This is a genomic window from Pseudomonas sp. LBUM1669 (genome assembly GCF_059695705.1).
The window spans coordinates 1-26,819 of the sequence record NZ_CP166785.1 but is presented as its reverse complement, the minus strand read 5'-3'; the positions used below and the strand labels follow the sequence as shown (position 1 = coordinate 26,819).

21 protein-coding genes and 5 pseudogenes are annotated in these 26,819 nt (G+C 53.8%); 6 read left to right on the top strand and 20 right to left on the bottom strand.

Features of this window, described 5'->3' with window-relative positions; genetic code table 11:
- Window positions 1-28 precede the first annotated feature (28 nt).
- The gene (locus ACA051_RS30085; RefSeq protein ID WP_497375873.1) at window positions 29-1,750 is read left to right on the top strand and encodes a peptidase domain-containing ABC transporter; all 1,722 of its coding nucleotides are present in this window, start codon (window positions 29-31) and stop codon (window positions 1,748-1,750) included.
- Window positions 1,751-2,253: 503 nt separating this feature from the next.
- On the opposite strand, the gene ACA051_RS30080 is transcribed toward ACA051_RS30085, so the two are convergent.
- The 6 genes from ACA051_RS30080 to ACA051_RS30055 form a co-directional block, all read right to left on the bottom strand.
- Entirely contained in the window at window positions 2,254-3,003 is a 750-nt protein-coding gene (locus ACA051_RS30080; protein ID WP_497375737.1) for an IS5 family transposase, read from the bottom strand.
- A gap of 1,020 nt (window positions 3,004-4,023) precedes the next feature.
- Entirely contained in the window at window positions 4,024-4,272 is a 249-nt protein-coding gene (locus tag ACA051_RS30075; protein ID WP_497375871.1) for a hypothetical protein, read from the bottom strand.
- Window positions 4,269-4,532 (bottom strand): hypothetical protein, encoded by a 264-nt coding sequence (locus ACA051_RS30070; RefSeq protein ID WP_497375869.1) that lies wholly within the window; start codon window positions 4,530-4,532, stop codon window positions 4,269-4,271. Before ACA051_RS30070 ends, ACA051_RS30075 begins: the two co-directional genes overlap by 4 nt.
- Entirely contained in the window at window positions 4,529-4,798 is a 270-nt protein-coding gene (locus ACA051_RS30065; protein WP_497375867.1) for a hypothetical protein, read from the bottom strand. The genes ACA051_RS30070 and ACA051_RS30065 overlap by 4 nt, the downstream gene beginning before the upstream one ends.
- 172 nt (window positions 4,799-4,970) lie before the next feature.
- The gene (locus ACA051_RS30060) at window positions 4,971-5,174 is read right to left on the bottom strand and encodes a hypothetical protein (RefSeq protein ID WP_497375865.1); all 204 of its coding nucleotides are present in this window, start codon (window positions 5,172-5,174) and stop codon (window positions 4,971-4,973) included.
- Between the two features lie 85 nt (window positions 5,175-5,259).
- Window positions 5,260-5,451 (bottom strand): YegP family protein, encoded by a 192-nt coding sequence (locus ACA051_RS30055; protein ID WP_497375863.1) that lies wholly within the window; start codon window positions 5,449-5,451, stop codon window positions 5,260-5,262.
- 429 nt (window positions 5,452-5,880) lie between these two features.
- On the opposite strand from ACA051_RS30055, the gene ACA051_RS30050 reads away from it, so the two are divergent.
- Window positions 5,881-6,369, top strand: a complete 489-nt coding sequence (locus tag ACA051_RS30050; protein WP_497375861.1) for a hypothetical protein — start codon at window positions 5,881-5,883, stop codon at window positions 6,367-6,369.
- Window positions 6,370-6,998: 629 nt separating this feature from the next.
- Window positions 6,999-8,075, top strand: coding sequence for a YkvI family membrane protein (locus tag ACA051_RS30045; RefSeq protein WP_497375859.1), 1,077 nt, complete (start codon window positions 6,999-7,001; stop codon window positions 8,073-8,075).
- A gap of 362 nt (window positions 8,076-8,437) precedes the next feature.
- Here the strand turns inward: ACA051_RS30045 and ACA051_RS30040 are convergent.
- From ACA051_RS30040 to ACA051_RS30015, 6 genes and pseudogenes are all read right to left on the bottom strand, one after another.
- A pseudogene (locus tag ACA051_RS30040) lies at window positions 8,438-9,110 on the bottom strand (toll/interleukin-1 receptor domain-containing protein); the annotation flags it as partial.
- Window positions 9,111-9,506: 396 nt separating this feature from the next.
- Complete coding sequence (locus ACA051_RS30035; RefSeq protein ID WP_497376019.1) at window positions 9,507-9,980, bottom strand: DUF6988 family protein; 474 nt, start codon at window positions 9,978-9,980, stop codon at window positions 9,507-9,509.
- 129 nt (window positions 9,981-10,109) lie between these two features.
- A pseudogene (locus ACA051_RS30030) lies at window positions 10,110-10,298 on the bottom strand (PAS domain-containing protein); the annotation flags it as partial.
- A gap of 38 nt (window positions 10,299-10,336) precedes the next feature.
- Window positions 10,337-10,636 (bottom strand): annotated as a pseudogene (locus tag ACA051_RS30025) (oxidoreductase); the annotation flags it as partial.
- Window positions 10,637-10,863: 227 nt separating this feature from the next.
- Complete coding sequence (uraH, locus tag ACA051_RS30020; protein WP_497375857.1) at window positions 10,864-11,274, bottom strand: hydroxyisourate hydrolase; 411 nt, start codon at window positions 11,272-11,274, stop codon at window positions 10,864-10,866.
- Window positions 11,275-11,284: 10 nt separating this feature from the next.
- On the bottom strand, window positions 11,285-11,788 hold the full coding sequence (locus tag ACA051_RS30015) for a GlcG/HbpS family heme-binding protein (protein ID WP_497376017.1): 504 nt from the start codon (window positions 11,786-11,788) through the stop codon (window positions 11,285-11,287).
- 213 nt (window positions 11,789-12,001) lie between these two features.
- On the opposite strand from ACA051_RS30015, the gene ACA051_RS30010 reads away from it, so the two are divergent.
- Window positions 12,002-12,752, top strand: a protein-coding gene (locus ACA051_RS30010) for an IS5 family transposase (protein WP_497375737.1) whose coding sequence is annotated in 2 segments (ribosomal slippage) — window positions 12,002-12,307 and window positions 12,309-12,752 — 750 coding nt in all. Because the reading frame shifts where the segments join, the coding sequence is not laid out codon by codon here.
- Between the two features lie 30 nt (window positions 12,753-12,782).
- Here ACA051_RS30010 and ACA051_RS30005 read toward each other — a convergent pair.
- The 6 genes and pseudogenes from ACA051_RS30005 to ACA051_RS29980 form a co-directional block, all read right to left on the bottom strand.
- Entirely contained in the window at window positions 12,783-16,286 is a 3,504-nt protein-coding gene (locus ACA051_RS30005) for a transporter substrate-binding domain-containing protein (protein WP_497375855.1), read from the bottom strand.
- A gap of 200 nt (window positions 16,287-16,486) precedes the next feature.
- A complete protein-coding gene (locus ACA051_RS30000) occupies window positions 16,487-17,125 on the bottom strand; it encodes a response regulator (RefSeq protein ID WP_497375853.1) in 639 nt (212 codons plus the stop codon).
- Window positions 17,126-17,144: 19 nt separating this feature from the next.
- Entirely contained in the window at window positions 17,145-17,627 is a 483-nt protein-coding gene (locus ACA051_RS29995; protein ID WP_497375851.1) for a hypothetical protein, read from the bottom strand.
- Window positions 17,628-17,860: 233 nt separating this feature from the next.
- A complete protein-coding gene (locus ACA051_RS29990; protein WP_497375849.1) occupies window positions 17,861-18,424 on the bottom strand; it encodes a hypothetical protein in 564 nt (187 codons plus the stop codon).
- Between the two features lie 801 nt (window positions 18,425-19,225).
- Window positions 19,226-19,876 carry a response regulator gene (locus ACA051_RS29985; RefSeq protein WP_497376015.1) on the bottom strand — a complete coding sequence of 217 codons (651 nt, stop codon included), beginning with the start codon at window positions 19,874-19,876 and terminating at the stop codon, window positions 19,226-19,228.
- Window positions 19,871-20,725, bottom strand: a pseudogene (locus tag ACA051_RS29980) (catalase); the annotation flags it as partial. The pseudogene ACA051_RS29980 and the gene ACA051_RS29985, both read right to left, overlap by 6 nt.
- A gap of 515 nt (window positions 20,726-21,240) precedes the next feature.
- Between ACA051_RS29980 and ACA051_RS29975 the strand changes: the two are divergent.
- A protein-coding gene (locus tag ACA051_RS29975) for an IS3 family transposase (RefSeq protein WP_497375847.1) occupies window positions 21,241-22,403 on the top strand; the annotation gives its coding sequence in 2 pieces (ribosomal slippage) (window positions 21,241-21,496 and window positions 21,496-22,403; 1,164 coding nt in all).
- A 7-nt stretch (window positions 22,404-22,410) separates the two neighbouring features.
- Window positions 22,411-23,400 (top strand): annotated as a pseudogene (locus ACA051_RS29970) (Tn3 family transposase); the annotation flags it as partial.
- Between the two features lie 1,266 nt (window positions 23,401-24,666).
- Here ACA051_RS29970 and ACA051_RS29965 read toward each other — a convergent pair.
- Window positions 24,667-25,701 carry a ParB/RepB/Spo0J family partition protein gene (locus ACA051_RS29965; protein WP_497375845.1) on the bottom strand — a complete coding sequence of 345 codons (1,035 nt, stop codon included), beginning with the start codon at window positions 25,699-25,701 and terminating at the stop codon, window positions 24,667-24,669.
- On the bottom strand, window positions 25,698-26,819 hold the full coding sequence (locus ACA051_RS29960) for a ParA family protein (RefSeq protein ID WP_497375844.1): 1,122 nt from the start codon (window positions 26,817-26,819) through the stop codon (window positions 25,698-25,700). Before ACA051_RS29960 ends, ACA051_RS29965 begins: the two co-directional genes overlap by 4 nt.

Sequence of the window (26,819 nt, the reverse complement as noted above, 5' to 3'; positions counted from 1 at the left end):
ACAAAGTATTCCCAGGAAAAATGTCAACATGACGACGATCAAACCGACAAACCTGACAAGCACTGCAACCAGCGAACTGCCGGCTGCCGCAGCCAGCGTGCCGATCTCCCACCATCTGCGCCTTCTACAGGCAATAAGGCCCTTTGCTGTCGAGATCGGTTTGTCTAGCCTGATGATTAATACCTGCGGCTTACTGATGCCTATCTTTTCGATGCTGGTCTACGACAAGGTCGTGGGCAATGGCAACTACGAGACACTGTGGGCGCTCGGTGCTGGCATGATGATCATTCTGCTGCTCGAATTCACTCTACGCATCATGCGCAGCCATGCTGCTGAACGACTGGGGGCGATAGCAGAATTGCGCATGGACGGACACTTGGTTGATCGGGTTTTACACGCGAACGCGCAACAGGTGGCAGCGCCGGGCGTGCTGATGTCCCGTTACCGCGATCTGGCAGGCGCGCGTGATGCACTGCTTGCCCAATATGCGGTCGTCGTAGCGGATCTTCCGTTCCTGCTGTTGTTTCTGCTGGCACTCGGTTTAATGGGCGGCCCGCTGGTTATAATTCCGGTGCTTTTTGCCGTCCCTATCCTTGCGGGACAGTGGTTCGTCAGCCGACCGCAGCGTGATTACGCTGCTCGCGCGCAGGCAGCGTCCGCACGCAAAGCCACACTATTGTCTGAGATTGTGGGCGCCCTTGGATTCCTGCAGACCTCGCCACTACGTAATGTTTTTGCCGATCGCTGGGAAAGCGAAGTTCAACACAGTGCCGTATTGCGCAGCCGGCAGCGCTTCTGGCAGACCGCTTCCCAAGCCTGGGGCGGGATGTGTCTCGGATTGGCATCGGTCGCCTTGCTGGCCGCGGGTGTCTACCGCATCGAAGCGGGTGCGATGAGCGTTGGCTCGCTCATTGCGTGCTCACTCATCCAGTTGAGAGCCATGGTGCAGCTTACGGTGGTTGTTTCCCTCGTGCTGGGCTGGAAGGACCTCAATCGCACGCAAACTGAGCTAGATGCCGCCGCGATGCCACAGGTTGAACCAGTGACATCCGAGGTGCCGATGCGTGCTGACGGTGGAGAGATTTCAGTGCTGAACGTCTCTTGCCGCAGTTCATCGGGTGATGCCGCTTTGCTCGACCTGAACCTGTTTATTGCACCCGGCGAACGCGTGGCGATCATTGGTCGACCTGGGTCTGGTAAATCTACGTTGCTTCGCTGCCTGGCCGGCATACAGCAGCCAAGCGAAGGCCAGGTGCTGGTCAATGGCATGCGAATACAAGCGTACGCCTCAGATGATCGCGCCCAATGGATGGCCTACAAACCACAGGAACCCGTCATCATCGGCCCCACGCTGCAGGACGATCTCGCGCATCTGCACGGTGAACGAGCCGAGCAGGCACTGGCGCTGACGGGACTTGCGATCGCACTCAGGAACGGCGAAATGCGCCGTGACCAAGTGTTGTCTTCCAGCGGTGGACAACCCCTGTCGGCTGGTCAGCGGCAGATCGTAGCGCTGGCAAGAACCCTTGCCTCAGACGCTAAAATTTTTCTTCTCGATGAACCGACCTCGGGCGTGGATGCGGAAACCGAAGCCATGCTAAACGATGCGCTGGATAAACTGACCCGCGGGCGGACTGTCGTCATTGCCACGCACAGCACGGCACTACTGAACAATATGGACAAAATCATCGTCCTGGACCGTGGCAAGGTGGTGGCCTTTGGTCCGCGCGCGGAGCTGCTGAGGGCATGACGTGTGTAGCCCTCTTTCGCCCTTGAGACGCCCCCGCGCACTTTTCGCCGGTCCCGCTCGGCCAGCTAGTTCATGCTGGTTGCTGGCAACGTTTGTTGTATGACCGGCCGTCGGTTATTCGCCTCCTAGAGTCATACGTTCACTGCTTTGCTTTCCTCACGAACCGATCGATCTGGCGAAACACCTGATCTTCCAGATATCGAACAAACTCTTCGTTGATAGCGCACACGCAGAACTGATTACACGTTCGACGTTCAAGTGATCCGGGGGCCAGATAATACAAGAGCGATGCAATGATACTCGGCGCAGGTAGATTTTTTTACTGTGACGTCGCACCTATTGGCTTTTTACTTATGCCGAAGAGGTGGGATGTTGAACGGACTCATGTATGAAATGAGAGCATTGTTGGCTGATCATGCACCGATCGATTGCTCGCCGCGAGTGAAGCGTGGGAATGGCAGTGCCCCCCATACTCGCTCGCTAGCTTAGGGCCTGTTGACGTTTCACATGGGTAACCAGAGGAACCCGCAGGCCATGGCCACCGTGCTCTCATAGTTCCTCTTCAGTTTGTCGTATCGAAACGCCACTGCGCGGTAATGTTTCAGTCGCGCAAAGGCATTTTCGACCAAGTGCCGGTAGCGATAAAGGCCTTTATCCAGATCGCCATTGCCTTTGATTGAGTTACGCTTTCTCGGGATCACTGGTCGAGCACCTTGGGCTTCGATCTGTTCGCGAATACGCTCACTGTCGTAGCCCTTGTCGGCAACGATGACCTCGGCTGATGGTAGCTGCGCAATTAATTCACGGGCGGCAGTACAGTCATTGACGTCACCTCCAGTGATCTCGAAAGCCACAGGCAAGCCATGTGCATCGACAGCCAGGTGGATCTTGCTCGTATGGCCAGCGCGGCTTTTGCCGATCGCTTCTGGTTGGTCACTGGCGGCCCCCGTGCTGTGCTGATGGGCCTTCACATAGGTTCCGTCGATGAAAGCCCAATCAAAATCTGGGTCTTCGATCAACGTATTGAAAACCTTGAGCCACTTGCCAGCCACCGACCACGCATTGAAGCGCTTGGAGACTGAGTTCCAGCATCCAAAAGCGCTGGGCAGATCTCGCCACGGACAACCAACGCGCATCCGGTAGAGCATCCCCTCAACGGTCAATCGCAAATCAGGCTTGTGGTAAATAGTTTGCTGAAGCAGAATTTTTTCCAGCTTCGACCAAAGCTCGTCACTGAGCATCACTCGGGGCATTGCAAGCTCGCAGGATTGTCGGTGTTGGAACCTCTATTCTGCGGGTTTGCTCTTCTTCCTCTGCTGTTCCGGTGAAACGTCAACAGCCCCTAGGGTGCGGGCGCATTGCCAACATTCTGACCACCTGCGCGCAGATCCTCGCCGTAGCAGTGGATCGGCTGCCAAAGGAAAAAGGTTGTAGCCCGCACTACGCCACCGCGCGCCCCCGCATATTAGGAGGTTTTTCTATGGGCAAAAAAACCGCCTCAGCCCAAGCTGAAGCGGTCCACTTTTTGGTCTTGTTACAGGTCGTCGAAGTGATCTCGCAACAATTCGATCAGGTGGTGCATACGCAACAGCGCGTAGAAACCCTGCCACGAACGGCGAGCGAATTTGAAAAGACGCATAGGCGGCTTCCTCAAGGAAGCCTGACCCCGCCGCCCTTACCGGACAAAGCGACGGGTTACTGAAAGTTGTGGACGCTTTCAGCGAGCCAGGGGTTAATCGGCCTTTCCAATGCCGGCGCGTTTTCCAGACGCGGTTAGAGGGGGCGGGGCCATGCAAAGCCCTTGCTTAACGTAATACTCCAAAACCTGTGACAGAAAAAAGCCCTTTTTTCATTTAAATGAAATAAACATTCGAATGGATGGAAAGGGCTTGACGCGAAGGAGTAGCGTCGTTACAGGAGCGGCGTGATAATGGCGCAAGCGGATACTAGATTGGACAATGCGGCGCAATCACTTGATATTTAGCGGTGTTTGGCTCTGCTTCTGCGCTTACCGCGCGTACTGATGCGCCGATTTAAACGCCCAATTAAGCGGCGTACTGAAACACGACGTGTAGTGACGTCACCCTGACGGCAATGTGATTTCACTTTGACATCATTGCGCCGTCATTGCATAATTAATAGAACGTAACTTATGATCGATTCGTGGACGCTTTCAGCGAACCTGCTGCCCCAACCTCCAATTGGGCCGGCACAAACAAACTGCCCCTCCAACGGCGGTTTTTTTGTGCCCGCGATTTCTCGCCATTATCAGGTCACAGCTCCACGACAAACCCTCTTAAGCCAATGCCATCGGCAAAGCGCCCGACCGCCGTCAGGCTCGCCCAGGTGCGCACCTTCTCCCGTCGCGAGCGCACCGGCACCCAGCGCGCACCGCTACCGCCGAGGCGAATCGACAGCCCCCTGCTCGGCCCGCCGTCGACCTTGGCCACCAGGCATTCCCTGACCGCGTGTTGTTGAACCAGGTGCACCAGGGCGTCTTCGTGAATGCCCTCCCCGATCATTGCTCCAGCACCATTAACCGCGCCGTGGCCGCGTGTTCAAACGCCAGGTACAGCCCCTCCAGACTCGCCGCGTTCAACGCCTTGAGCGTTTCCAGGCCCAGGCCGAAGCCTTCGGCGCGGTCCGCCGCGCGGTTACAGGCGACTGCCGTGCGCGCCTCGGCGATGGCGGCCAGCAGTTTCAGCGCCTGGGCCTGCACCACCATCGGCAGGTTCAGCGCGGTCAGTGGGTCGTGTGCCTCGCTACGGTCTCGGCCGGTCATGGTCGGCGGCCCAGGCGCTGATAGGCGGCCTGTTCGGCCCGATGCACCGCCGCGATCATGGCCCGGTAGGATTCGGCGCCAATCAATCCGGCGGCCTGCAGGGCCCGAGTGAAGCCGAGGGCGTGGGCGATGTGGTGCTGGATAATCGGGATCGCCAGGTACTCGCCGATGCGCTGTAGCTCAGTTTCCCAGGCCTGTTGCAGCGACGGGGTCGGCAGGCGCAGCGGCCGCGGGTCGTTTGGGGTCGGTTCGTCTGAGCGTCGCATGGGGCAGTTCCTGGGCGAGTGAGGGGCGGTCATTGCGTAAAACCAGACATAGGAGGCATGGTAGACCAGCCCTCGGGGGGCTGGTATCCGCCGGCCCAAAAAAAGGCACCCGCACCGGGCTTAGGTGTGGGGCCTTTTGAACATAAACAGCGTTACTCGTAACGCGACGGACTCACCTAACCGTCCGCTGAAAACCGCCGCCCTCAGGTTGCTGGCTCGGTAGCTCGGCGGGTTTGCCCAGCACGTAATATGTGTATTGATAGTTGTCCGTTGGGCTGGTCTTGACCGTCACGGCCAACAACCGCCAACCCGCCGTCAACCGTTTGTTGGCTTCCGCAATGCCTTCGACTTCGATCAATACTTCTGCTTCACTCATGTGCATCGGTCTTACTCCTTGTGTGGGTTCTCTCGAAGTCTGGGTTATGTGTTCGTCCTGTTAGTTGTCAGTTACTCCTTCGACATCAATTGTCATAGAACACTGCGGCCCCAGACGAATTTTGCAGCAGCTCGACCGAGTGCTGACAATCCGAGCGATTGACATAGCTCTCGCTGCTACGTGCAATGGCCTGTCCGTTGACGGCATAGTAAATCCAGTACCAGTGCCCTGAAGCGTCTTTCTTCTGCCAATAGCAAGGGTAGGTAACCGTGGCCATGAAAACTCCTTTTCGCATTTGTTAGATAGCTGAGCGTAGATGAGTAAATGATTATGGTCATTATCATGAAGTCTGGGCTTTTCGTGCATGTGGCGTTGTCGTCACCGACTGTAGTCTTTATCTGACGTTTCCTAGGTGTAGACGATGACCGCACAATACTTAAATCTGATTGGATTGACGCTCAATATATTCGGCGTGGTAATGGTGTTTTCTTTGTATTTCCAAAGCCTTCCCATGAAGACAGTGTCGGAATCGCTCTTGAGACTCTCATCAGCCACATGCTGACGATCCGGTGGTTCGTTTCAAGCTGTGATCTCTAAAGTAAGCCTTGGGTATTGATACATGTAGACACACTTTCATGAGCTGGAAAAGAGAAGTTAACGAATAGAATAGTCAGTCTAACCTTGCCTAAGTAGAGGGATTTGCCGAGTGGCTAAGTACGATCAGATCAGAGAGCGATACTCAGAGTTTTGCGGGCAACGTTCAAAATATTGGCAGGAGCTACAGCGTCTGGCAGGAAAATTGGCATTTGAGTTTCCTGGTTATTTGGGTTTGGAACCGTCTATCTGGAAAGATAATGAAGGTGTAGCCCATGATTACATTGCTCTTGGTATCTGGGAAGGAGAACTCTTCAAGGAACTCACGCCTAACTTGTTGTGTGGAAACGACCAGCTCGAATTATGTTTCGTTCTGAGATTCACCATAGATCGCAACCAAAATAGCCTTCCAAAATACCATGTGGGCTACGATATTCGGATGCGGTACGACGAAAAAAAATTGCAAGTGAGCGTGGATCTGCGTACCCCCGTCTCAGTGTATTGCCCAATCGATCCTATTGAAGATCAATTTCATTCGATTTTTGATGTGATTACATCTGATGTCATGAGTCGATTTGATGGGAGGGTATTTGACAACTGATACTTGAAACTCCTACTGCTAATTCTCTGTCAGCTGGGTGAGTCGATCGATAATAAAGAATGAAAAGGTGTTGGGTCGGTCTCTTTTGGCGCTGAGGTGCCTAGTTTGGATTCCTGCCATTGCAGCAGTACCACTACTTGCGCTTATTTATATTGATGATTTTATTGCTGCGTGGCGTAAATAGTGGAAGTTGCTGTTGTGCTTTTGGGAAAGCTTGCATGTTGGTGATGTGCGTACTTTTGCGGTGGTGTTCCAGGGTAGGTTCGAACGCCAACCTCCTCCTCAGCGCAGAGGCCGAATCCCGTACCAGTTTCCGTATCACTATGTAGTGATTCAGCACGGAAAACTGAGTTAGCCAGGGTTTCTAACCTCCTGCTTTATTGCCCATAGCCATCTAGCAAACCCCCTAACATGGCAGTAGTGGTGAAGAGGTTTAGGGCAAAATTAGGACAAGTTCTGAGCCTTCATATACTGCAGGATGACCCTGAGTCAGCTGCCGGTAAGGCGTGGTCATCTGCGCTTTAATCCCTTGGTGTGAGAGCCTGGATTCTACCGGTGGCTGGCTCTCTGGCTCTCCGCCTCTCGTTTCAAGCGTTGCACTTTTTCTATGAATTCAGGGAAGTAGCTTAATGAATAAACAATCGATCCAGATCGCCCTTGCCTACATGTCCATCGTTATTGGTGGTGGCTTTGCCTCTGGGCAGGAGGTACTTCAGTTTTTCACCGGCTATGGGCTTATAGGTATTGTCGGCACTCTGGTAAGCGGTTTGATGTTTGCCTTCCTCGGCATGCAGATCGCCCGAATGAGTTCGAAGATGCAAGCGAGCTCGCACAAGGCAGTTCTCTACATTCTGTTTGGTGCACACATCGGCTTGGTCGTCGACGTGGTGCTGTCCTTCTTCCTGTACGGTGTCGGCGTAGTGATGCTGGCCGGCAGCGGTTCGATCTTTGCCCAGCAGTACGATCTGCCTCCCTTGTTCGGTGGCGTTCTAATGACGTTATTGGTGATCCTCACGCTGTGCATGAATGTGAAGCGCATTATCGACCTGATCAGCGTGGTAATGCCTTTCCTGTTGGTGATGGTGCTTATCATCACCACTTACTCGATCTTCAGTTACAACGCCTCGATCGAGACCCTCGACGCGATTGCTCGTGAGAACAACGAAACGGTCACTGGCAACTGGTTTGTGGGCGCCTTGCTCTACGCATCTTTCAACATCGCCGTAGGCTTCCCGATGCTGGCTGTCATTGGTGGCATGACCAAGCAACCCAAGGCTGCCGCACTCGGTGGCGTACTCGGTGGTCTCGGTCTGGGCGTGATGATCCTGCTATTAAACATCGGCCTTTTTGCTAACATCAACCAGTTGCAAGGCATCGAAATGCCTTCCCTAGCACTCGCAGGGCGTATCTCGCCAATTCTCTCGGTGGTGACGTCGGTGGCACTGGTTTGCATGGTCTATAGCACGGCAGTGGGGATGTTCTTTGCATTCAGCGCCCGCTTCGCCAAGCCTGAAACCAGCCGCTTCAAGTTGATTAGCGCAGTCACGGTATGCATAGGTCTGGGCTTGAGCCTGGGCGGCTTCACCAAGTTGGTTGGCACTGTCTATCCGCTGTTGGGCTATGTCGGTTTCGCCTTGATTCTCGCTGTTTGCTTCAACTGGCTACGCAGCCGTTCCATTGCTAAAGCGCAGAAAGCTGTTTCCTGACCCCTTAAGCCTCTGAGCAGCCGTTTGGAGGCACCTATCGGGAACGGCAATAGATCCAACGCTGCCCCTTTAATTGAGCCCCGCCTCGAGCGGGTTTTTTATTGGTGGTGGGGGTTTGGGGAGGAATGGGACAGTGCGACCTGAGGTCGCACGGTTCCATTGCGATGAATGCTTAGATCTATATCCGAGCCGCACCGTTTTTTGATAAAACGCAGAAGCCCTTTGTTTTCAATGGCTGTGTGTGCATCATGAATAGTGATGTCGTTACATCTTCCAGAATCAATCAGGCAGTTGATTTGCAAAATTAGTGACGACGGTGCTGTGACTTTCATGTGATCTCCGTGCTAACTATGTTTGTATAGCTAGAGCCCGACAAACTCGGCGATTTTTGCCGCGACCACTGCCATTGAATCTTCGAAAGTGTCCAGACCGCTTCGGGAGGCGAGCAAGGGGCTGACATTGCGTAGAGCTTCATACGTCGTGTTGTGCACGATGGGAATGAGCTGGTTACCTGCCAGGAGTGACGACAGCTCTTTGTCGGCCACGCTCTCTTTGGGGAGGCGGGCCAGAAGCTCCGGGGTCACCAGCACAGGCCCAATTCGTGAATTCGCTAAGCCCTTGTCAATGGCGCGCATCATTGGAACGCCTAGGCCGCCGTCCCTTCCCGCTGAACCAAACTTTGACACCTGCCGCCACGAGCAACTGATGCATCTCTTTGGCTGGCCCCATGCGGTCGTCCCACGCATGGCATAGGAATACATCACGTAAATCAGGCTGAGACGCTGCCTGCGTCTCAACGGTTTGGCGGATTGGCGTGAGGGACTACACTTGGGCAAACGTTTACGACAAGGACGAACTGGCTCTCGACCAGCGCGGCTTTGAACTTTCGCTAGAACTGCTTCCACCGCCACCACTTTTGACATAGCTACTCCCGCTGCTGCTCGATGAGGAGTAGGAGCGGGAGCTACTGCGGTAGCGGCATGCAGGACATGCAGCAGCCGCGGCTGAGCTATGTCCGCGTACTGGTGCTGTGCACTAGACATGTCGTAATCCTTCCATTGGTCAGCCCCTCTGCAACATACAGGGTGTAGGTCTGAACGATAGCCTAGTGCCGCGTAAAAAGAGCAAATTTAGAAATCAGTATTATGCCTTCCACAAGCGGAGCCAAAGCTCTGCCTGCGTGAGCGACTTACCGAAAGCAGCCTGTCAGAATATTTTATATTGTCCATCATTGGGCTTACCTGGCGTGACCGTCAATTAGAGGAGGCAGTGTCCGGGGATGGGGCAAAAATGGGGCAAACCGTACGCCAAATAATGCCATTCAATGCCAATCATGCATTTATGCATGCGGCGAAAATACATGGTGAAACCCTGCGCGCACGGGGAGTTGGGGCTCAATGTCCGAAATACTCCAGCACAATCGGGGTGTGATCAATAGGTGGCATCTGGATTTCCAGGCTGTCGCATTGATGAAATCGCAAGGACGGCTTGAAGCGATAATTCGGCGAGGCCGCATGATAACTTCACGAGCTCCGATAATTCCGAAGCTGAGTAGCACGGCTCAATATCCTCGGTGAGGAGCCATCGCTGGACCTGGTGCTCTCCGGTATGTGTGTACGCAGAGAGCGAACGCCAGTGCTTATAAATCGCGTGGTGTGCGTCGAGGCCAACGGCCTTGCCCACTGCGGTTATCATGCTGGCCATATCCAGCTTAGTTCCAGATTGGATATAGGTCTGCACCTGCTCATCGCTGGCTACATGGGAAATCCAGAGTCCTCTCATGGTCGACTCTGTTAGTGGTCTGAGAAGTGAAAAGGCCGTAGCTTGAAGCGGAGGAGTACGGGCAAGCAAGATAAGGATGGAATTGTGATGTTGTTGGGAAACCGCAAAGCAGGCAGCGCACAGTCTTGATCTCAGGTGAACTGGTCAAGTAAATCCGGACACCGTTTACGGTGCTTATGCCGCTTTTTGCTCCATAGCTATGGGCGACAGGTAGTTGTTGTAGCTGTGTAGCCGGGTGCGGTTGTAGTCCACTTGGTTACGGTCATCACCCTGCAGGAAGCGGCAATCCTGGTACAGGATGTCGTCAACGCTGTACCCCGTCAGGCGCTGAAAGGCGGCGTTAGCATAGATCAGGATGTTTTCGTCGCCTTCCTGCTCTGCTACCACGATGCCGTCGTTGGATGCTTCAACCACCAGTTTCAGCAGTTCTGCGTCGATCATTTTCAGAGCCCCAGTGAGTGACATCTCATTTTTAGCGGTTACCCGCCATACACGGAGTAATCAGTATAACCCTCGGCATTACCGCCATACACTGTGGCTGAGTTTAGAGGGGTCAGCGGCCAATCGTTCGCGATTCTGGCTGGTAGATCCGGGTTGGTCATGAACATACGGCCAAAAGCGACAAGGTCGGCCAGTCCTGAATCCAGCAACTGCGTAGCGCTTTGTGCAGTGTAACGACCGGCGTAGATGATCGCCCCGCTGAAAGAACTACGGACTGCGCGACGGAACGATTCCGGCATCCGTGGTGCATTATCCCAGTCCGCTTCGGCGATGGAGAGTTATCTCAGCATGGGCAATCCGGGGGGATGAGTGGCCCGCTATTCATGTTCAAAGATCAGAAAGGCACTGTTACCGGCATCACCCCTGTAACGTGAACCAAGTCTTAGGCGTGAACGTGGTCATCGCTGAAGGTTTTGATGCCCAAAAGTTAAGCAACAGTGCCGCCCTTTCGAGTAGGGCGGCTGTCTTCACGTTCGTGCGGTATCCATTTGGTACCGTTTAACGATCAATTTCCTCGGTATGTGGAGAAGCCGTAAGGGCTGAGAAGCAACGGGATGTGATAGTGAGGAACGGTACCGTCCACTTCAAAAATCACAGGCACCTCCGGAAAGAAGCTGGACGTTTTGTGCGCCTTGAACCACTCACCAGTCTTGAAGGTGACACGGTAGGTACCTTTCTCCAGCCCCCGACCTTCCGGATACAGCCCGGTGATACGACCTTGCTCGTTGGTTTTCGCGCTGTTGAGCATGTCCCAGTCTTTCCCATCCTGTTTTTCCAACGTGACATTGACTCCAGGGGAGGGCAGGCCATCCTGCAAATTGAGTACATGCACGCTCAATGGATTCGTTGCCGCTGATGCAAAAGCTGAAAGGGCACTCAATACAGCGCCAGCGAAGAAACTCTTCAATACAGTCATGGTGATGTCCTTAGTTTTTAACGGCAGGTAAAACTTTGTTGATAGCGACCTCTGCGCAACCTTCATCGTGTGCAGCGCCACCCGCACCAGCCACCCCGATGGCGCCGATGACCTGACCATCGAATTTCAATGGCACGCCTCCACCGAGCAGTAACAACTCATCGAGGGTGTTGAGGTTTTCAGCATCTGGATTAGCGCGAGCGCGCTCAGCTAACAACCGCGTCGAAGTCTTGGTCGACAGGGCGGTATAGGCTTTGCGTTGCGCGGCTAACGTGTTGTGCGGGCCGACATTGTCATCGCGTTGTACGGCAACCAGATTGCCGCCTCGGTCAACAACTGCGGCAACGGCTGTGCGGCCATCGGCGTGACAGGCCGTCAGCGCGGCCGTTAGCAAATCGTTGGCCATTGCAAGTGACACGTCCTGGCGCTGCGCAACCTGATCCGGGGCTGCAACGGCGAACGCAGAGCTCATTGCGAGTGTGATCAGCAATGAAGTCGATAGGCTTGTACGCATGCTGTTTCCTTGGTTGGTTGAGTCTGTCTCAGTCATTGCCAGACATCATGACCAGCCCGCTCCGTCAGAATGATTACCTCCTGATTACCAATATGTAATGTGAGAAATCAGCGAAGCGGGCTAGGGGCTGTTGACGTTTCACCGGAACAGCAGAGGAAGAAGAGCCAACCCGCAGAATAGAGGTTCCAACACCGACAATCCTGCGAGCTTGCAATGCCCCGAGTGATGCTCAGTGACGAGCTTTGGTCGAAGCTGGAAAAAATTCTGCTTCAGCAAACTATTTACCACAAGCCTGATTTGCGATTGACCGTTGAGGGGATGCTCTACCGGATGCGCGTTGGTTGTCCGTGGCGAGATCTGCCCAGCGCTTTTGGATGCTGGAACTCAGTCTCCAAGCGCTTCAATGCGTGGTCGGTGGCTGGCAAGTGGCTCAAGGTTTTCAATACGTTGATCGAAGACCCAGATTTTGATTGGGCTTTCATCGACGGAACCTATGTGAAGGCCCATCAGCACAGCACGGGGGGCCGCCAGTGACCAACCAGAAGCGATCGGCAAAAGTCGCGCTGGCCATACGAGCAAGATCCACCTGGCTGTCGATGCACATGGCTTGCCTGTGGCTTTCGAGATCACTGGAGGTGACGTCAATGACTGTACTGCCGCCCGTGAATTAATTGCGCAGCTACCATCAGCCGAGGTCATCGTTGCCGACAAGGGCTACGACAGTGAGCGTATTCGCGAACAGATCGAAGCCCAAGGTGCTCGACCAGTGATCCCGAGAAAGCGTAACTCAATCAAAGGCAATGGCGATCTGGATAAAGGCCTTTATCGCTACCGGCACTTGGTCGAAAATGCCTTTGCGCGACTGAAACATTACCGCGCAGTGGCGTTTCGATACGACAAACTGAAGAGGAACTATGAGAGCACGGTGGCCATGGCCTGCGGGTTCCTCTGGTTACCCATGTGAAACGTCAACAGGCCCTAGGCAAGCACAGGCTCACGGCGCGCTTTTCATCCACTCGCTAACGGCATCCTGCAAACATATTACAGACGCTTGCACGGCAAGGGCTTGAAGTCTTGCCTCATCATCCGTAAGCGGCTGAGTCAATCCCGTCTCGTAATCCTTAGTGGCTGCAATCAACCGCTCAGCGCCTACGATGCGCGCGGCCCCCTTCAGGCGATGAACAACCTGCCCCATCTCTCGCCAGCGACCGGATTCTAATAACTCTTCCAGGCGACGCAAATCTACTTCGTTGGTGGCATGCAACTCCCCAAATAACATTCGAATTGTCTCTCGGTCTCCGTTGGTCAACCTCAACAACAGCCCTATATCTAAGAGGTCCATACATGAACCCTCTACTGTTATTGCTTGCGTTACAGACGCATGATCACCGACGGCGACTTCCTGTTGGATAACTTTAGCCAGGCAGTTTCTGAGCATGCTTAAGCTAACCGGTTTGAATAAACATTCATCCATGCCTGTTTCCCGGCACCGGACTCGCTCTTCGGCTTGCGCATTAGCGGTAAATCCGACAATCAAACATGGATCAATCTCCCCGTTTTGCTGTTTCGCTCGGATATTTCGGGTCAGCTCATACCCGTCCATAATCGGCATATTGCAGTCGGTGATGACCACATCGAATTTTTCTACCTGTAGGCAGCTAAATGCCTCCTGCCCATCTGCCGCCTCTTGGACTTGGTGCCCCAAGAAAATCAATTGCTGACGTAACAATAATCGGTTGGGCTCATGGTCATCAACCAACAACACTTTCAAGGTTTTACCAGCTGTTTGCACGATTGAGGGGAGCCGCTGTTCTGAGGGCAGCGCGTTTAGTGCTAGCGCTCGCAACTCAACGGTGATCCGTGTCCCAAGTCCCGGCTCACTTTTCAACTTAAGGTGGCCCCCCATCATCTCTACAAGCTGCAGACAGATCATCAACCCCAGGCCCGTACCACCACGCTGACTCCCGCCTTGTACCTGGCTAAAGGGTTCAAAAAGCAGTACTTGATCTTCGGAAGAAATACCAATGCCGCTGTCCTGCACAACAAACACCAGGCGCAACTCGTCGCCAGCCTCTCGCACACACAACGAGAGCTTTATGCCGCCACGGTCCGTGAACTTGATTGCATTGCCCAATAGGTTGGACAGAACCTGTTTCAACCTACCGCCATCGATAAGCACATCGCGATCCGAATCTAGGTCCAGGGCTGCTTCCAGATACAGTCCTTTTTGCCGAGCCAAACCGTGGAAGACGCGCTGTACCGACTCTAGGATCTCTCGCGGATTGTTGCGAGTAGGCTCCAACGTTAATTTTCCGGATTCGATTTTTGCCAGGTCAAGAATGTCACCAATCAAAAGCAGCAATGCACCTGAGGATGAATAGGCCACCTCGATAGCCCCGCGATCCCAATTCTCCCCTTGATCTACGCGCTCCATGGTGAGCTCAAGCAGGCCAATGATTGCGTTCAATGGCGTACGAATTTCGTGGCTCATAACCGCCAAGAATCGACTTTTCGCCTCGCTGGCCATTACAGCCTGATCACGGACCACCTGCAGCTCTTGCATCAATCGCTGAGTGTCCGAGACATCGACCCATCCCATGAGAAGGCCCAATAGCCGTCCGTCGCCCCCTCTATGGGGAACCGCCCATTGGCGGAAGGTGAAAGGCTCTCCCTGAATATGCAGCACGACTTGCCGCACGTCGACCCTCTGGTTACGTACCAGCAATGCTTCATAGGCTTGCTCTTGAGCGTTTTCCTGGACCGCGTCCAACCCCTCCACTTCGCTCCACGTACGGCCAATAACTGCCTGTGGTTCCAGACCAAAAACACTGAAGAAGGTGTGGTTACACAGCACGAATCGACCTTGCAAATCACGAACGACCACCGACACTGGAATACCGTCGAGCAATGCGCTACGAAAGGATTGGCGAGCCTTCTCGGCGCGCTCGCGAGAACGAATGAAGTAGCCGTATCCGTGCCAACCGAGCAAGGCGATCAAACCGGCACCGCCTGCCAGAAAGAGCCAACGGAGTTTTCGCTCGTAGCCGCCCCACACACTGCTTTCAGCGGGTAAGCTGTTCTGCCAGCGTTCGACCAAGCCGCTAATCAGGTGTGGCTCGATCTGATCGAGAGAGGCTTGCATCACCTCGTACAACATCGTGTTGTTTTTTGGCACGGCAAATGACAAGGGTGCCTGAATTTGCGTCAGTGAGGTGATCACCCGTAAGCGCTTGGCAAAATACTGATTAATCATGTAGCGCGAAACAGGCAGCAAAAGGACTGCTGCGTCAACCTCGTCGTCGGCCACGGCCACCAAGGTTTCCAGGTAACTCTCGGTCAGCACCAGCTGGATGTCAGGGAAATACTCCTGCATGTACTGGATCACCGAGGAGTTACGCACCATTGCCACCCGCCGTCCATTCAGGTCGGCCAATTTCCTGAAGGCGCTGCCTCGGGGGGCAATCAATGCAAAACTGCTTTCCATATAGGGCTCGGTGAAGTTCAAAAACGCTTTGCGCTCTGGAGTCGGCAACAATATTGTGGTCATATCAGCGTCGCCATCGATCATGCTGTCCAAGACTGGCCGCAAAGTACCGTACTCGACAAACTTGAAACGAATGCCGCTACGCTGACCGATTTCAGCTATGAGATCAGCGACCAGCCCGCGAAAGTTGCCATCGTCATCATAAAAACTGTAGGGCGGCGCACCACCGCTGACGGCTACACGAACTTCAGTGCGTGTTTTAAGCCAGCTCTGTTGTTCCGGGGTATAGGCGGAGGTACGCGTAGAATCAAAACGGGCATTAACACCCCAGTGCCTGAGGATATCGGCCTGTGCCAAGCGTGGAATGGTGTGCAGTACGCGATTGAACACATCACGAAAATTTGCGTCACCTGAGCGAAACACAAAGCTGTAGCCCGGCGGCTGCCATCCGCTCAATGGTCGCATGCGCAGGCTGGGCAGCTCGCCCAACCCCAAGTGGTAAGCCACGGTAGCGGCATCGCAAACTAGCCATCGGACATTCTGATACTCCACCGCGTGCAACGCCTCGCGTACTGTGGCATACACTTCAACTTTCACAGAGGGAAAGCGCGACGCCAGCTCCTTCATTGGCGCATACCCATCTACGACCGCCATTAGTCCACCGGACTGCAACGCCTCCTCCCCCAAGTCCGCGTTGCGTCCTACCAGCACCGGCTGGTTTTCGGTATAGGGAGCGGAGAGCAAGACGCCTGGCATTTGCTGCTCGTAGGATGAACCGCGGCCGAGTACATCGACTTCGCCTGCATTCAAGGCCACCAGCGCGGTGGTCCAGTCGGGAAAAACCCGCACATCGACCTTGAGCCCGATACTGTTACCGATGATGCTCAAATAATCTGCCGTAATGCCTTTGACGGTTTGCCCGCGCACCACCTCCAAAGGCTCATAACCGACAGCGGTCACGCCCAATCTGAGCACTTGACGAGCGCTTAAGGCCGCCTGTTCAGCAGGCGCCATTGGCACGTACACCCGCGGGAGACTGGCCTCGCCATCCAGACGCATAGCTGATTGGGCATATGCCTGTGGCCCGAACACGCAGCAAGCAGAAAGTGCCGACAAAATCAGCCAAACCCAACATGTACCCTGAGTGGCGGGTGACAGCGCATCACTATTCCCCAACGTAGAGAGACTATCCAGCACCGCTGAGCGAAGGCGGCTCAACCCAGCCCCGCACGTCGGCTATAAGTGGCCAATGCCTCGCAGGACTCCAGCCCAAGCTTAGTCTGTAAGCCATGAAGTAGAAGTAGCACGCGGGCACGCGAGATATTTAATGCCAACGACACACCGCCGATGTCGTTTCCACGCGCCAGGCACCTCAGCGTGACCAGCTCATTATCCGTAAACATATTCGACGATGTCTGCGCAGAGGAAGACAGATCCGGAAACATCATGCGACCTTGACCTATTTGAGCAATCGCATTGGGCAACAAAGCAAGGCCTTCACCTTTATCGAGAAATCCCTTCGCCCCCAATCGCATACAGCGCTGAACGTAAAGCTTCGGATCAAGCATGCTCACCACCAGCACCGACACATAGGGATAGCGCTTGCGCACTTGGTGCATGGTCACGAGCCCATCCATTCTGGGCATGTCCAGATCCAGTAACATCACCGAGGGAGAACAACAGGCGAGCTGCTTGATGGCGTCATAGCCATTGGTCACGCAACTGACGATCGGGTATCCGGCGTTGCCGACAAGCGTATTTAACAGCTTATTGCTAGTCGAATCATCATCGACGATCAATACGCCACGACCGGCTTTTAATAGGGCATCCTGCCTCGCACCAATATAACTCATGGTTTAACTTCCTTTAAAGTCATCCTTTGCAATCACCGAGCGTACAACGCCCAGAGCCTTCGCCAAACTGCGAACGGGCTTGCGCGCAAAGTGCGCGCTCTTCCGGTTCGCGCAATTTGTAAATCTCGGCGTTATCATCGACCGTCAATACATTGAAGCCCTTATCGTCGAATCCGGTAAAGCTGAGCAATCGATAGTGCCTAAGCCGACCTGCAACCGGCAGCAAGAAGCTCTGTTCCTGGCCAGGCACGATTCGATCGAAGCTGTGCAAAACACTTTTCAGTGGTCGGCATCGTGCATCGAGCAATGTGATCACTACGAAACCATGGGCAAGGTCCGCGTCGCCGCGATTGATCAACGACCCCCTCACAAAAGACTGCTCATCGATCTCAACCGCAGAATGAAATCTCAAATGCATTTCAGCGGCTGCATTACTTTGCTGGGCAACACCAAAAATGCCAAGAATAATAACTATTAGAAACCTTTCTTTGAAAAAAATCATAAACTTTCACTTCGATTGTATTGCGCGACGGACGATCCTGAGTGCATATATAGAATACTGCAAAACATGCTTGCCTTGACTAAATACCTGCAACGAAAATCCAATCTCATGCTTGCCCAATATTATTGGCTGAAGCCTGATAAAAATTATCAACCAAAACCCACAACTAATACACCGACGCACTCGCATGCAGCAGTCATAATCCTTTCAGATCTTAGCGAACTGGAGCTGATTTAGGATCCGACCGATTCTTGCGCCTTAACGCAATACTCGTGCTCTTTCGCCTCACGCCCTTTCAATAGTTCGGCGTTGTCAACCCTGGACAGCACCTCGAAACCTTCAGTGTCGAAGCCTTTGATGCTGGCAATGCGATAACGCTTGAGGCTATCGACCGGCACTCGAACACCCAGCGTTTCGCCAACGGCAATACTACCAAAACTTTCGAGGACGCTATTAATGGGGCGGCACTTTCTGTCTAGCAACGTTACCACCAAATAACCATGAGCTACTAGCGCATCACCAGTATTTTGCAATGTGCCACCGACAAACGAGTGGCCGCCAGTAGCACCACCCTTGTGGACGTTAAGATGTAACTCACCTGCCGGGTGACTTTTTTGCGCGGCTCCCATCGCCAATGCCATGCCCGACAATAGCAACAAAATACTTTTAACACATGATGTCACCTCAACTCTACAACGCAGAACAACGAAACACCAATGTGGACTTTTGTACAGCACAAAACAAAACTTTTCACCAGCAAGGAGCGTGCAACAACTAAAGCTAGCGATTAATCTCATTGTTCGCCCCCAATGCTGCACCAGTCTTAATTGACAAAATTTTCGAGAGGTTTACTGATACTCACCTCGCCTTCGACTGTATAAGCGCCTGCTCGAGTTCCAATCACCCCATAGATGCATTGATTTTTGATTGATAGAAACATTCACACAACCCACCTTCAATACTGAAACGCCCAGAGGACACAAATGTTAGGTTGCTATACTTGCGCACCACATATCAAAAGAATGTCAGACGAATCCGAAGTCAGCGTAGGGAAATCCGCCGCACGAAATTGGCTTTATGAACAGGTCCAACAGGACCATTGCCTTGGAAACCATTGCTGCAAACATTTAAATTTTCCATATGAAATATCTTGTGGTTACGCGATGCGAAATTATTCGCTCGATGTCGCGAAAGGCTCGCTCGTGCGCTGTTTCGCCTTTATGGGCGGTACATCGCTGATCCTGGTATCTGGGTCTAGGTATGTAGAAGTCAGCAAGGCGTCCATAGCGTTACCGTTGAAGCCGATTACGTTGGATACGACGTTTGAGGGCTTGCCGCCATAGACGGCAGACCGCCTAACGAAAACCACCCAGACATATCGGGTTTCCCGGCACCGCGTGGTAATTGAAGTAACCGCTCACCACCCGAGTGAGCCATTTCCCTTGAGCCCGGATGGGTTCATGACGTCGACGTTTCAGCTCATCCCGAATGGCCAGCAGCGTCGCACGCATTCGCTTCTTGACCGTCAGTCGCAGTATTTACCCGTCTTTCATCGTCGGAATATCCTTGAAGCTGGCATTTCAACTATTGGATCAGATTCAAATGAGATCGTTGCGCTTGGCCAGGTCTACCAACTCCAAAAAATTTGCCACTTGAAGTTTCACGATTAGTCTTGATTTATATGTACTGGCGGTTTTTTCACTGAGCATTAGCTCTTGAGCAATGTCTTTGATTCGATGCCCACGCGCCAATTGCCGCAAAACGCTTAACTCTCGATCAGAGAGCGTCTTGACCAACGCCTCTTCCGTGGCAAGCTGAGCAGAACTGTTCACGGATGAAAAATCCGTAGTTGGAAACAGCGTATATCCGGCCAACACGATTTGCACGGCACTTAACAATTCATCCAGGACTCCGTCCTTGCTGACAAAGGCACTAGCCCCCGCTCGAGAACATCTGATGGCATACCGGCTGGTATCAAGTCCAGAAAACACTACAATTTTGCTGCGCTTCTTGCTACCGCACAACCTTTGCAAAACCGAGAAACCGTCAAGTTGAGGCATGTCGATATCAAGAATGACTAGGTCAGGTTCAAGGCTGCGCTCCAGCGCAATTACATCAAATCCACTGTCCGCTTGGCCGACAACTTTATGTCCGGCTTTTTCCAATAAAAGCGTTACCGCCATACGAACCACTGCATGATCGTCCGCAATCAGAATTCTGGCCAAAAACGTCACCTCATGTGGATGCAAGTCCCATTTCGGAAACTCTCCCTTGTTAATATGAGACACCAAATCATTAGTCATATGACTGTAGTCTTGGCCTTGTACTTTGATCACCGCTTTTGGATCGAGGTTATTAATCCCCTGCAAACTTTTCCAGTGAAACTTCACGTAGTGAATTTCATCTTCGGCATTAACTAAACTTGTAAGCATGAACACCGTTGCCGTCCATTTCCCGATAACTGGCGGGTGTACCGGAATTGGAATACAACTCCGTCAAGGTGCGAGTGGTTTCCGGGACATGCGAGAAGAAATCAAAGCGGCGGGCATCATCGTCCAGGTTGATACGGGGGTCCGGCTTGAAGGCGTGGACCATGTCCGGGAATTTTATCGCATCACGAATGAAGAAGGTCGGGAAATTGTTGCCGACCAGGTCCCAGTTGCCGTCCGCGGTGTAGAACTTGGTGGCAAAGCCCGCGGATCACGCAGGGTTTCTGGCGAATGGTTGCCGTGGACGACCGCCGAGAAACGCACGAACACCGGGGTGCTCTGACCACCCGCAAACACCTTGGCCTTGGTCAGGTCACTCAGGTCATCCGTCACGGTGAAGGTGCCGTGGGCACCGGTGCCGCGGGCATGCACGACGCGCTCGGGAATGCGCTCACGATCAAAGCGTTGGAGCTTCTGGATCAGTTGCACGTCCTGTAGCAGCACCGGGCCGTTGGCGCCGGCGGTTTGCGAGTTCTGGTTATCGCCCACGGCAGCGCCGTTGTCTCGGGTCAGGGTCGAAGCGTGGACGGAGAAGGACAGCAGGCTGGCGGTTAATACGCCGAGGGTGTACCGAGAGGGGAAAGCCCCAAGGCCAATGGTCGAAGTCATATCAGGTTCCTCTGTTTTAAAGGCGCACTCCAAGTGCGCTGCCCAGAGGCTAGAGGCCCAGACCGCAGAACATAAATTGAAAAAACGTAATGAGGTGATTAATAAATTTATATCGTCAATCAGGCAGTGAGTGTGTATAACGCGCGCGACTACATCGTATCGGCGCCACTCGACCAGTACAACACTGCTAAGCTGGTAAAGCTTGGCAACAACAGATGGTCATTCGAGCCGGAAAGTTAGGCTTTCCAAGCGCCAGGGGTCAGTGGCTAAGAATAATCCGGTGCGGGTACCTTTTTCACGGACAAGGACGAGTTGCTCGGCGACCACAAGCTTTCCCAGAAGCCAATTGCCCAGGATAGGGGCTGCTTATTTATGCTTTTTAGCAACAGTGTTCGCGCTGCGCTTAATACGATCGACTACGCTGGTGTGCAACACATCAGTCGACGGGGTCTGTAGTGGTCTAATGAAACCGGACACCCATTTAGGCGAGAATGCTCGCCAGATCGAGGTGTCAGATGACCAAACAACGCCGCTCCTTTACGGCTGAATTCAAACGCGAGGCTGCCGACCTCGTGCTCAAGCAAAACTACAGCTACATCGAAGCCAGCCGCTCACTCGGCATTGGTGAGTCAGCGCTGCGCCGCTGGGTTGACCAGGTTCAGAAAGAGCGCCAAGGCGTCACTCCGCAAAGCAAGGCGCTGACCCCAGAGCAGCAGAAAATTCAGGAGTTGGAAGCCCGGATCGCGCGGCTTGAGCGAGAAAAATCCATACTAAAAAAGGCTACCGCGCTCTTGATGTCGGAAGATCACGAGCGTTTGCGCTGATTGACCAGCTGAGTACCCATGAGCCGATTGACTGGCTGTGCAAGGTGCTCGATGTGCCCCGCTCGTGCTACTACGCCCGGCGCCTGCGGCGCCGCACGCCCGACGTTGATCGGCTTCGATTGCGCAGCCGGGTCAGTGAATTATTCTCGCAAAGCCGTAGTGCTGCGGGCAGTCGCAGCATCCTGGCATTGATGCGTGAAGACGGTGAGCAACTCGGGCGATTTAAAGTGCGCAGCTTGATGCGCGAGCTTGATTTAGTCAGCAAACAACCAGGCTCACATGCCTATAAACGAGCGACAGTAGAAAGACTCGATATCCCGAATACCTTGAACCGTGAATTTGATGTGCCCGCGCCCAATCAAGTCTGGTGCGGCGACATTACCTATATTTGGGCGCAAGGAAAATGGAATTACCTGGCTGTCGTTCTGGATCTGTGCACTCGGCGGATAGTGGGCTGGGCACTGTCGGATAAGCCGGACGCCGAACTGGTGATCAAGGCGCTGGATATGGCCTACGAGCAGCGTGGCAGGCCTCCGGGTCTGCTATTCCACTCGGATCAAGGGTCGCAATATGCAAGCCGACTGTTTCGTCAGCGGTTGTGGCGATATCGCATAGGTCAGAGCATGAGTCGCCGGGGAAATTGCTGGGACAACGCACCGATGGAACGAGTATTTCGCAGCTTGAAAACAGAATGGATACCGACCCTAGGCTATCGAACTGCTCAAGAAGCTCAGCGGGATATCAGCCATTTCTTGATGCATCGTTACAACTGGATTCGGCCTCACCAATTCAACGGTGGGCTGGCGCCAGCTCGGGCCGAGGAAAAACTTAACGTCGTGTCCGGGATTAGTTGACCACTACAACAACCAGTTCAACCATGCCTTTGCGGCTAACTGGGGAGATGGCACTACCTCATCCTCCGATGGCCAGCGCTTTCGCGCAGGCGGTCGAGGCGAGAGCACGGGACACGTCAACCCGAAGTACGGCAACGAACCTGGGCGGCTGTTCTATACCCACATCTCCGACCAATACGCACCATTCAGCACTCGCGTGGTGAATGTCGGTGTACGGGATTCTACCTATGTGCTCGATGGACTGCTGTATCACGAGTCAGATCTGCGGATCGAGGAGCACTACACCGACACGGCGGGCTTCACCGATCACGTCTTCGCGCTGATGCACCTGTTGGGCTTTCGCTTTGCGCCGCGCATCCGCGACCTGGGCGAGACCAAACTGTATGTACCGAACAGTGCCCAGGACTACCCGACACTGCGCCCAATGATCGGTGGCACGTTGAACATCAAGCACGTCCGCGCTCACTGGGACGAGATTCTGCGCTTGGCCGCATCGATTAAACAGGGCACCGTTACCGCCTCATTGATGCTGCGCAAGCTGGGCAGCTATCCGCGTCAGAATGGCCTGGCTGTTGCCCTACGGGAGTTGGGCCGGATTGAACGCACGTTGTTCATCCTGGACTGGCTGCAAAGTGTCGAGCTGCGTCGTCGTGTACATGCTGGGCTGAACAAGGGAGAGGCTCGCAATGCCTTGGCTAGGGCGGTGTTCTTCAACCGCCTCGGTGAAATAAGGGATCGGAGCTTTGAGCAGCAACGCTACCGTGCTAGCGGCCTCAACCTGGTGACCGCCGCCATTGTGCTGTGGAACACGGTCTACCTGGATCGGGCCACGCAAGGGTTGGCTGACGCCGGAAAGCCGGTGAACACCGACCTGTTTCAATACCTGTCGCCGTTGGGCTGGGAGCACGTCAACCTGACCGGCGATTACGTCTGGCGGCAGAGCCGCAAGCTGGAAGACGGTAAATTCAGGCCGCTACGGCCGGTCGGAAAACCTTAGCGTACGATTTTTTCCGAATTCTGTAGGCTCCCCAAAGAGGTCGATGGTAGTGAATTAATCCTGCGTTGCTGCCTGCTTTAAGGGTGGCCGGATGAGCGTGGAACGGGTGGCCGGATCACCGTGGAATCAGTGGCCGGATGTTCATGGAATAGGTGGCCGGATGGCCGTGGAATCCGCAGATATTTCACAGTGAAAAAATGGAGGACCAGAAATTCAACCGTTAAAAATCAAGAGGTAGGGTGCATTTTAGGGCTTAGAATTACGGGCTCTAGATCAGTCCCGGGATGCTCAAAGCTGTGTGCACATAGTGTCGAGGGTGTGATCCAGAGGGGAGGGACATCGTGATGTGCCGGCGGCAGCGAGAGACCGGCGCCGTTCGAGTAATCCTGGATAGGACCCGAACCAGCTTGAGACATTGCCTTAGTACTTTTCTGAATTCATGAGCTGGCACAGATGACGTGTTTCGTTGGCGTAGCTTCTCGCCCGGTTCACGTCTTCTGCTAGGGCTTCAATAGTACGCTCCGCGGCTGGATCCGCGAGCGATTTCTCTGCAAGTTGCACGACCTTGAAGAGCGTCCAAGCTGCGAAAGGACAAAATCCTGAAATGGCTCATCAATGTAGGCGTCGTCTACAGGCTTGTTCCGGTTAACGTCGTGCCAAGCCGGATTTTGCATGAACATCGGTGTACCGCCCACTGCTAGCATGTAGCCGTGAACAAGGCTATTGCGGTATTCGTTCAAATCTTCCGCGGTTTTCGCCGCGACTTTCAGCACCGCATTGCATTGTCGCTGAGTTTCGAGTTCCCGCCACCAAGCATCTTGAATTGGTCTTCAGACTTCAACTTTTCAGTAAAAGGCCGTGTTCCTGCCACGTCAGTGCCCAGAGTGCACGCTCAAGCGTTGTCTCGAAGAGACAATAAGCAACGATAAAAGACCCAATCAGGTGGGTCGGCATCAGACCCAACCCGTACAAGCGAGATTGAATATCGAGCGATTCCGCGGGGTAGTTGTGCATACTTCCTATCCAGTCGTCTTGGCTTTATGGTGATCACGATACCGGCTGCACGGCAGTTAATGCACGAAAAAGCTGGGCAAGACCGCTTACATGTGGCGTGGGAGCCCATACGCCGCCTGTGGAAAGCATCGTGTGAGGTAAAGAATGCTGCTCGACAGGTATGCAGCTGAGAGAGGGGGACTGCGGAGGAAGACGTTCCGATCGAAATCACGCCACCGTCTCCAGTGACGATTTCTGATTGTGGAGCAGTTGCTATGAAGGGTCTTTGAGCATCTCTTCCAAGTACTTCAGGACCTCTTCTGGATTGACCCCTTTTGGTGGTGTCAGGATCACTTTACGCCCGTCTATTCGGGCATCCAACTGGGTCCGTTCCTTGTAGGCGATGTGCTTGGGAGGCGATGGGGTGTGGGGATGCTCCTTCTTACGGACTTCGCTTTTGGCCCAGTTGATAGAGCTGTCCTGCGATGAGCCATCGCGAATCCTCGAGGCGGCAGCAATGACCGTTTCAGTATGGCCTTGGTCAGAAAGCGCGACCAGGTCAGCCACGACCCTGTTACCGATAAGTTCCGGATTGTCCTCAAGCATTCCAATGACTGGTGCGGGTAGCTTGAAGTACGCCAAGCACCGGCTGATGGTAGCCATGCTGCGACCAACGCGGCGGGACAGCTCAGTCTGGTTCTGAACGATCTTGTCGTCGAGCAACTGCTTGTAGCTGACGCCTCGTTCAAAATCGGTGAGGTCTTCGCGTGCGTCGTTATCCGCAACGGACAGTACGGCCGCTTCTTCATCAGTGAGGTGACGGACAAGGGCGTAGATGGTGTGTTTGCGCAACAGCTCATGCGCCAAGAAGCGACGTTCGCCGGCAATCAGCTCGTAGTTACCATCTGACAGAGCACGAACAACGATTGCGTTGTTGAGCCCGCCGTTGTCTTCGATGGTATTGGCGAGTAGGGCAAGCTTCTCTTGGTCAAACACTCGGCGGGGCTGGTACTTACCCTTGCGAATCTTCGACATAGGAAGAAACATCACTTCGCCTGGAAGCTTCTCCGCGGCCAACTCGACATCCGCAGGGCCTGGCTCAACGTGACGTGGAGCGGATACCAACGCACCGTTCGGAGGTGACGAAGTTTCAGCGGCTGGATCATCAGACAGGCCCATTTGCCGAAGAACCTCTTCCATCGGTTTCAGATGCGCCTCAGGCATGATTTTGGGGACAGAGACGCCCTGAATGCTACTGCCCTCAACCGCGATAACCGTGGGGTTGCCGATAGGACTGGTTCTCCTCATTTGGATTTCTCCAGCACAGACTTAGCGCGATCCATCACTTCGTCAAATACCTTACGGAAGGCGCCGAGGGAATTATCGGTACCTTGTTTCCAGAGCACCAGCGGGATGCCATCCTCCAGGCTCTTCGAATAGTCCTCGGAATGGATCAACTGTTGCTCGGTAACCTTACCTGGGAACAACGAGGAAAGCCTAGCCAAGTTGGCTTGAATGCGAGGACGGTTCCTGATGTACATCGTCGGAATCGCGATGATTTCAGGGGCACGCCCGAAATCCGCGCTCATATCATTGATCTTGAAAGCCAGTCGCGACAAGGCTCGAAACGAAAATTTGTCCATGCGTATTGGGCACAGCAAGAAATCCGCAGCGGCGAGGCTGTTACGCGAAAGCATGGTGCCGGATGGGGCGTTGTCCATGATGATCATGTCGTAGCTGGACAGGTCGCAATGCGGGACCTTGCCTTGGCGAGCCCGCTCAATGAACAGCGAATAGCGGAAGTCAGCGCCTTGTGCGTTGCGAAGGACCACATCCATGTCGTCAAGCGAATCGAATGCGGGAATCAGGTGGGGGCCATCCTCGCCGAAAGGTTTCTTGATCACCTGATCCAGATCCATGGGAGGGAAGGTTGACCCGAGGCGCATCAAGTTGCCCAAATGGCCCTCAACCGCACGGTCCACCGGTAGACCAAGCTCGGCAAGTTCCTCAGTCGTCTGATCTGGGTCATAGCCCAACATGCTGGAAACGTCTGCCTGAGGATCGTTGTCGATGATCAGCGTTTTATAGCCTGCCAACGCTGACAAAATTCCCGTGTTGCAAGTGGTGGTGGTTTTTGCAGTGCCGCCTTTTTGTACGTAGGTGCTGATCGTTATTTGTCGACCAAGGCCTTTGGTATTGCCGTTCTGGCGGCGGATTGCAGCAATGCGAAACATATCCATCAGTGAGTAACTACGAACACCGACAGGCCCACGAATTCGGTCGATTGTGAGGTCGTTATCCTTCTCGATCGCTTTGAGGGTTTGCGAGCTGATCTGCAAGCTTTCCGCTACGAATTTCGGGCTGTATCTCAAGGAAGTGAAGTCGGTGAACGTGTATTGATCGAGTTGTTCTGTAGCTGCATTCAT

Coding starts and splice junctions, on each gene's coding strand:
- ACA051_RS29960 (WP_497375844.1), bottom strand. CDS start 26,819: ATGAATGCAGCTACAGAACAACTCGATCAATACACGTTCACCGACTTC.
- ACA051_RS30005 (WP_497375855.1), bottom strand. CDS start 16,286: ATGGCGCCTGCTGAACAGGCGGCCTTAAGCGCTCGTCAAGTGCTCAGA.
- ACA051_RS30000 (WP_497375853.1), bottom strand. CDS start 17,125: ATGAGTTATATTGGTGCGAGGCAGGATGCCCTATTAAAAGCCGGTCGT.
- ACA051_RS29990 (WP_497375849.1), bottom strand. CDS start 18,424: ATGAGATTAATCGCTAGCTTTAGTTGTTGCACGCTCCTTGCTGGTGAA.
- ACA051_RS30060 (WP_497375865.1), bottom strand. CDS start 5,174: ATGAGTGAAGCAGAAGTATTGATCGAAGTCGAAGGCATTGCGGAAGCC.
- ACA051_RS30055 (WP_497375863.1), bottom strand. CDS start 5,451: ATGGCCACGGTTACCTACCCTTGCTATTGGCAGAAGAAAGACGCTTCA.
- ACA051_RS30075 (WP_497375871.1), bottom strand. CDS start 4,272: ATGATCGGGGAGGGCATTCACGAAGACGCCCTGGTGCACCTGGTTCAA.
- ACA051_RS30015 (WP_497376017.1), bottom strand. CDS start 11,788: ATGCGTACAAGCCTATCGACTTCATTGCTGATCACACTCGCAATGAGC.
- ACA051_RS30080 (WP_497375737.1), bottom strand. CDS start 3,003: ATGCCCCGAGTGATGCTCAGTGACGAGCTTTGGTCGAAGCTGGAAAAA.
- ACA051_RS29995 (WP_497375851.1), bottom strand. CDS start 17,627: ATGATTTTTTTCAAAGAAAGGTTTCTAATAGTTATTATTCTTGGCATT.
- ACA051_RS30070 (WP_497375869.1), bottom strand. CDS start 4,532: ATGACCGGCCGAGACCGTAGCGAGGCACACGACCCACTGACCGCGCTG.
- ACA051_RS30085 (WP_497375873.1), top strand. CDS start 29: ATGACGACGATCAAACCGACAAACCTGACAAGCACTGCAACCAGCGAA.
- uraH (WP_497375857.1), bottom strand. CDS start 11,274: ATGACTGTATTGAAGAGTTTCTTCGCTGGCGCTGTATTGAGTGCCCTT.
- ACA051_RS30045 (WP_497375859.1), top strand. CDS start 6,999: ATGAATAAACAATCGATCCAGATCGCCCTTGCCTACATGTCCATCGTT.
- ACA051_RS29965 (WP_497375845.1), bottom strand. CDS start 25,701: ATGAGGAGAACCAGTCCTATCGGCAACCCCACGGTTATCGCGGTTGAG.
- ACA051_RS30065 (WP_497375867.1), bottom strand. CDS start 4,798: ATGCGACGCTCAGACGAACCGACCCCAAACGACCCGCGGCCGCTGCGC.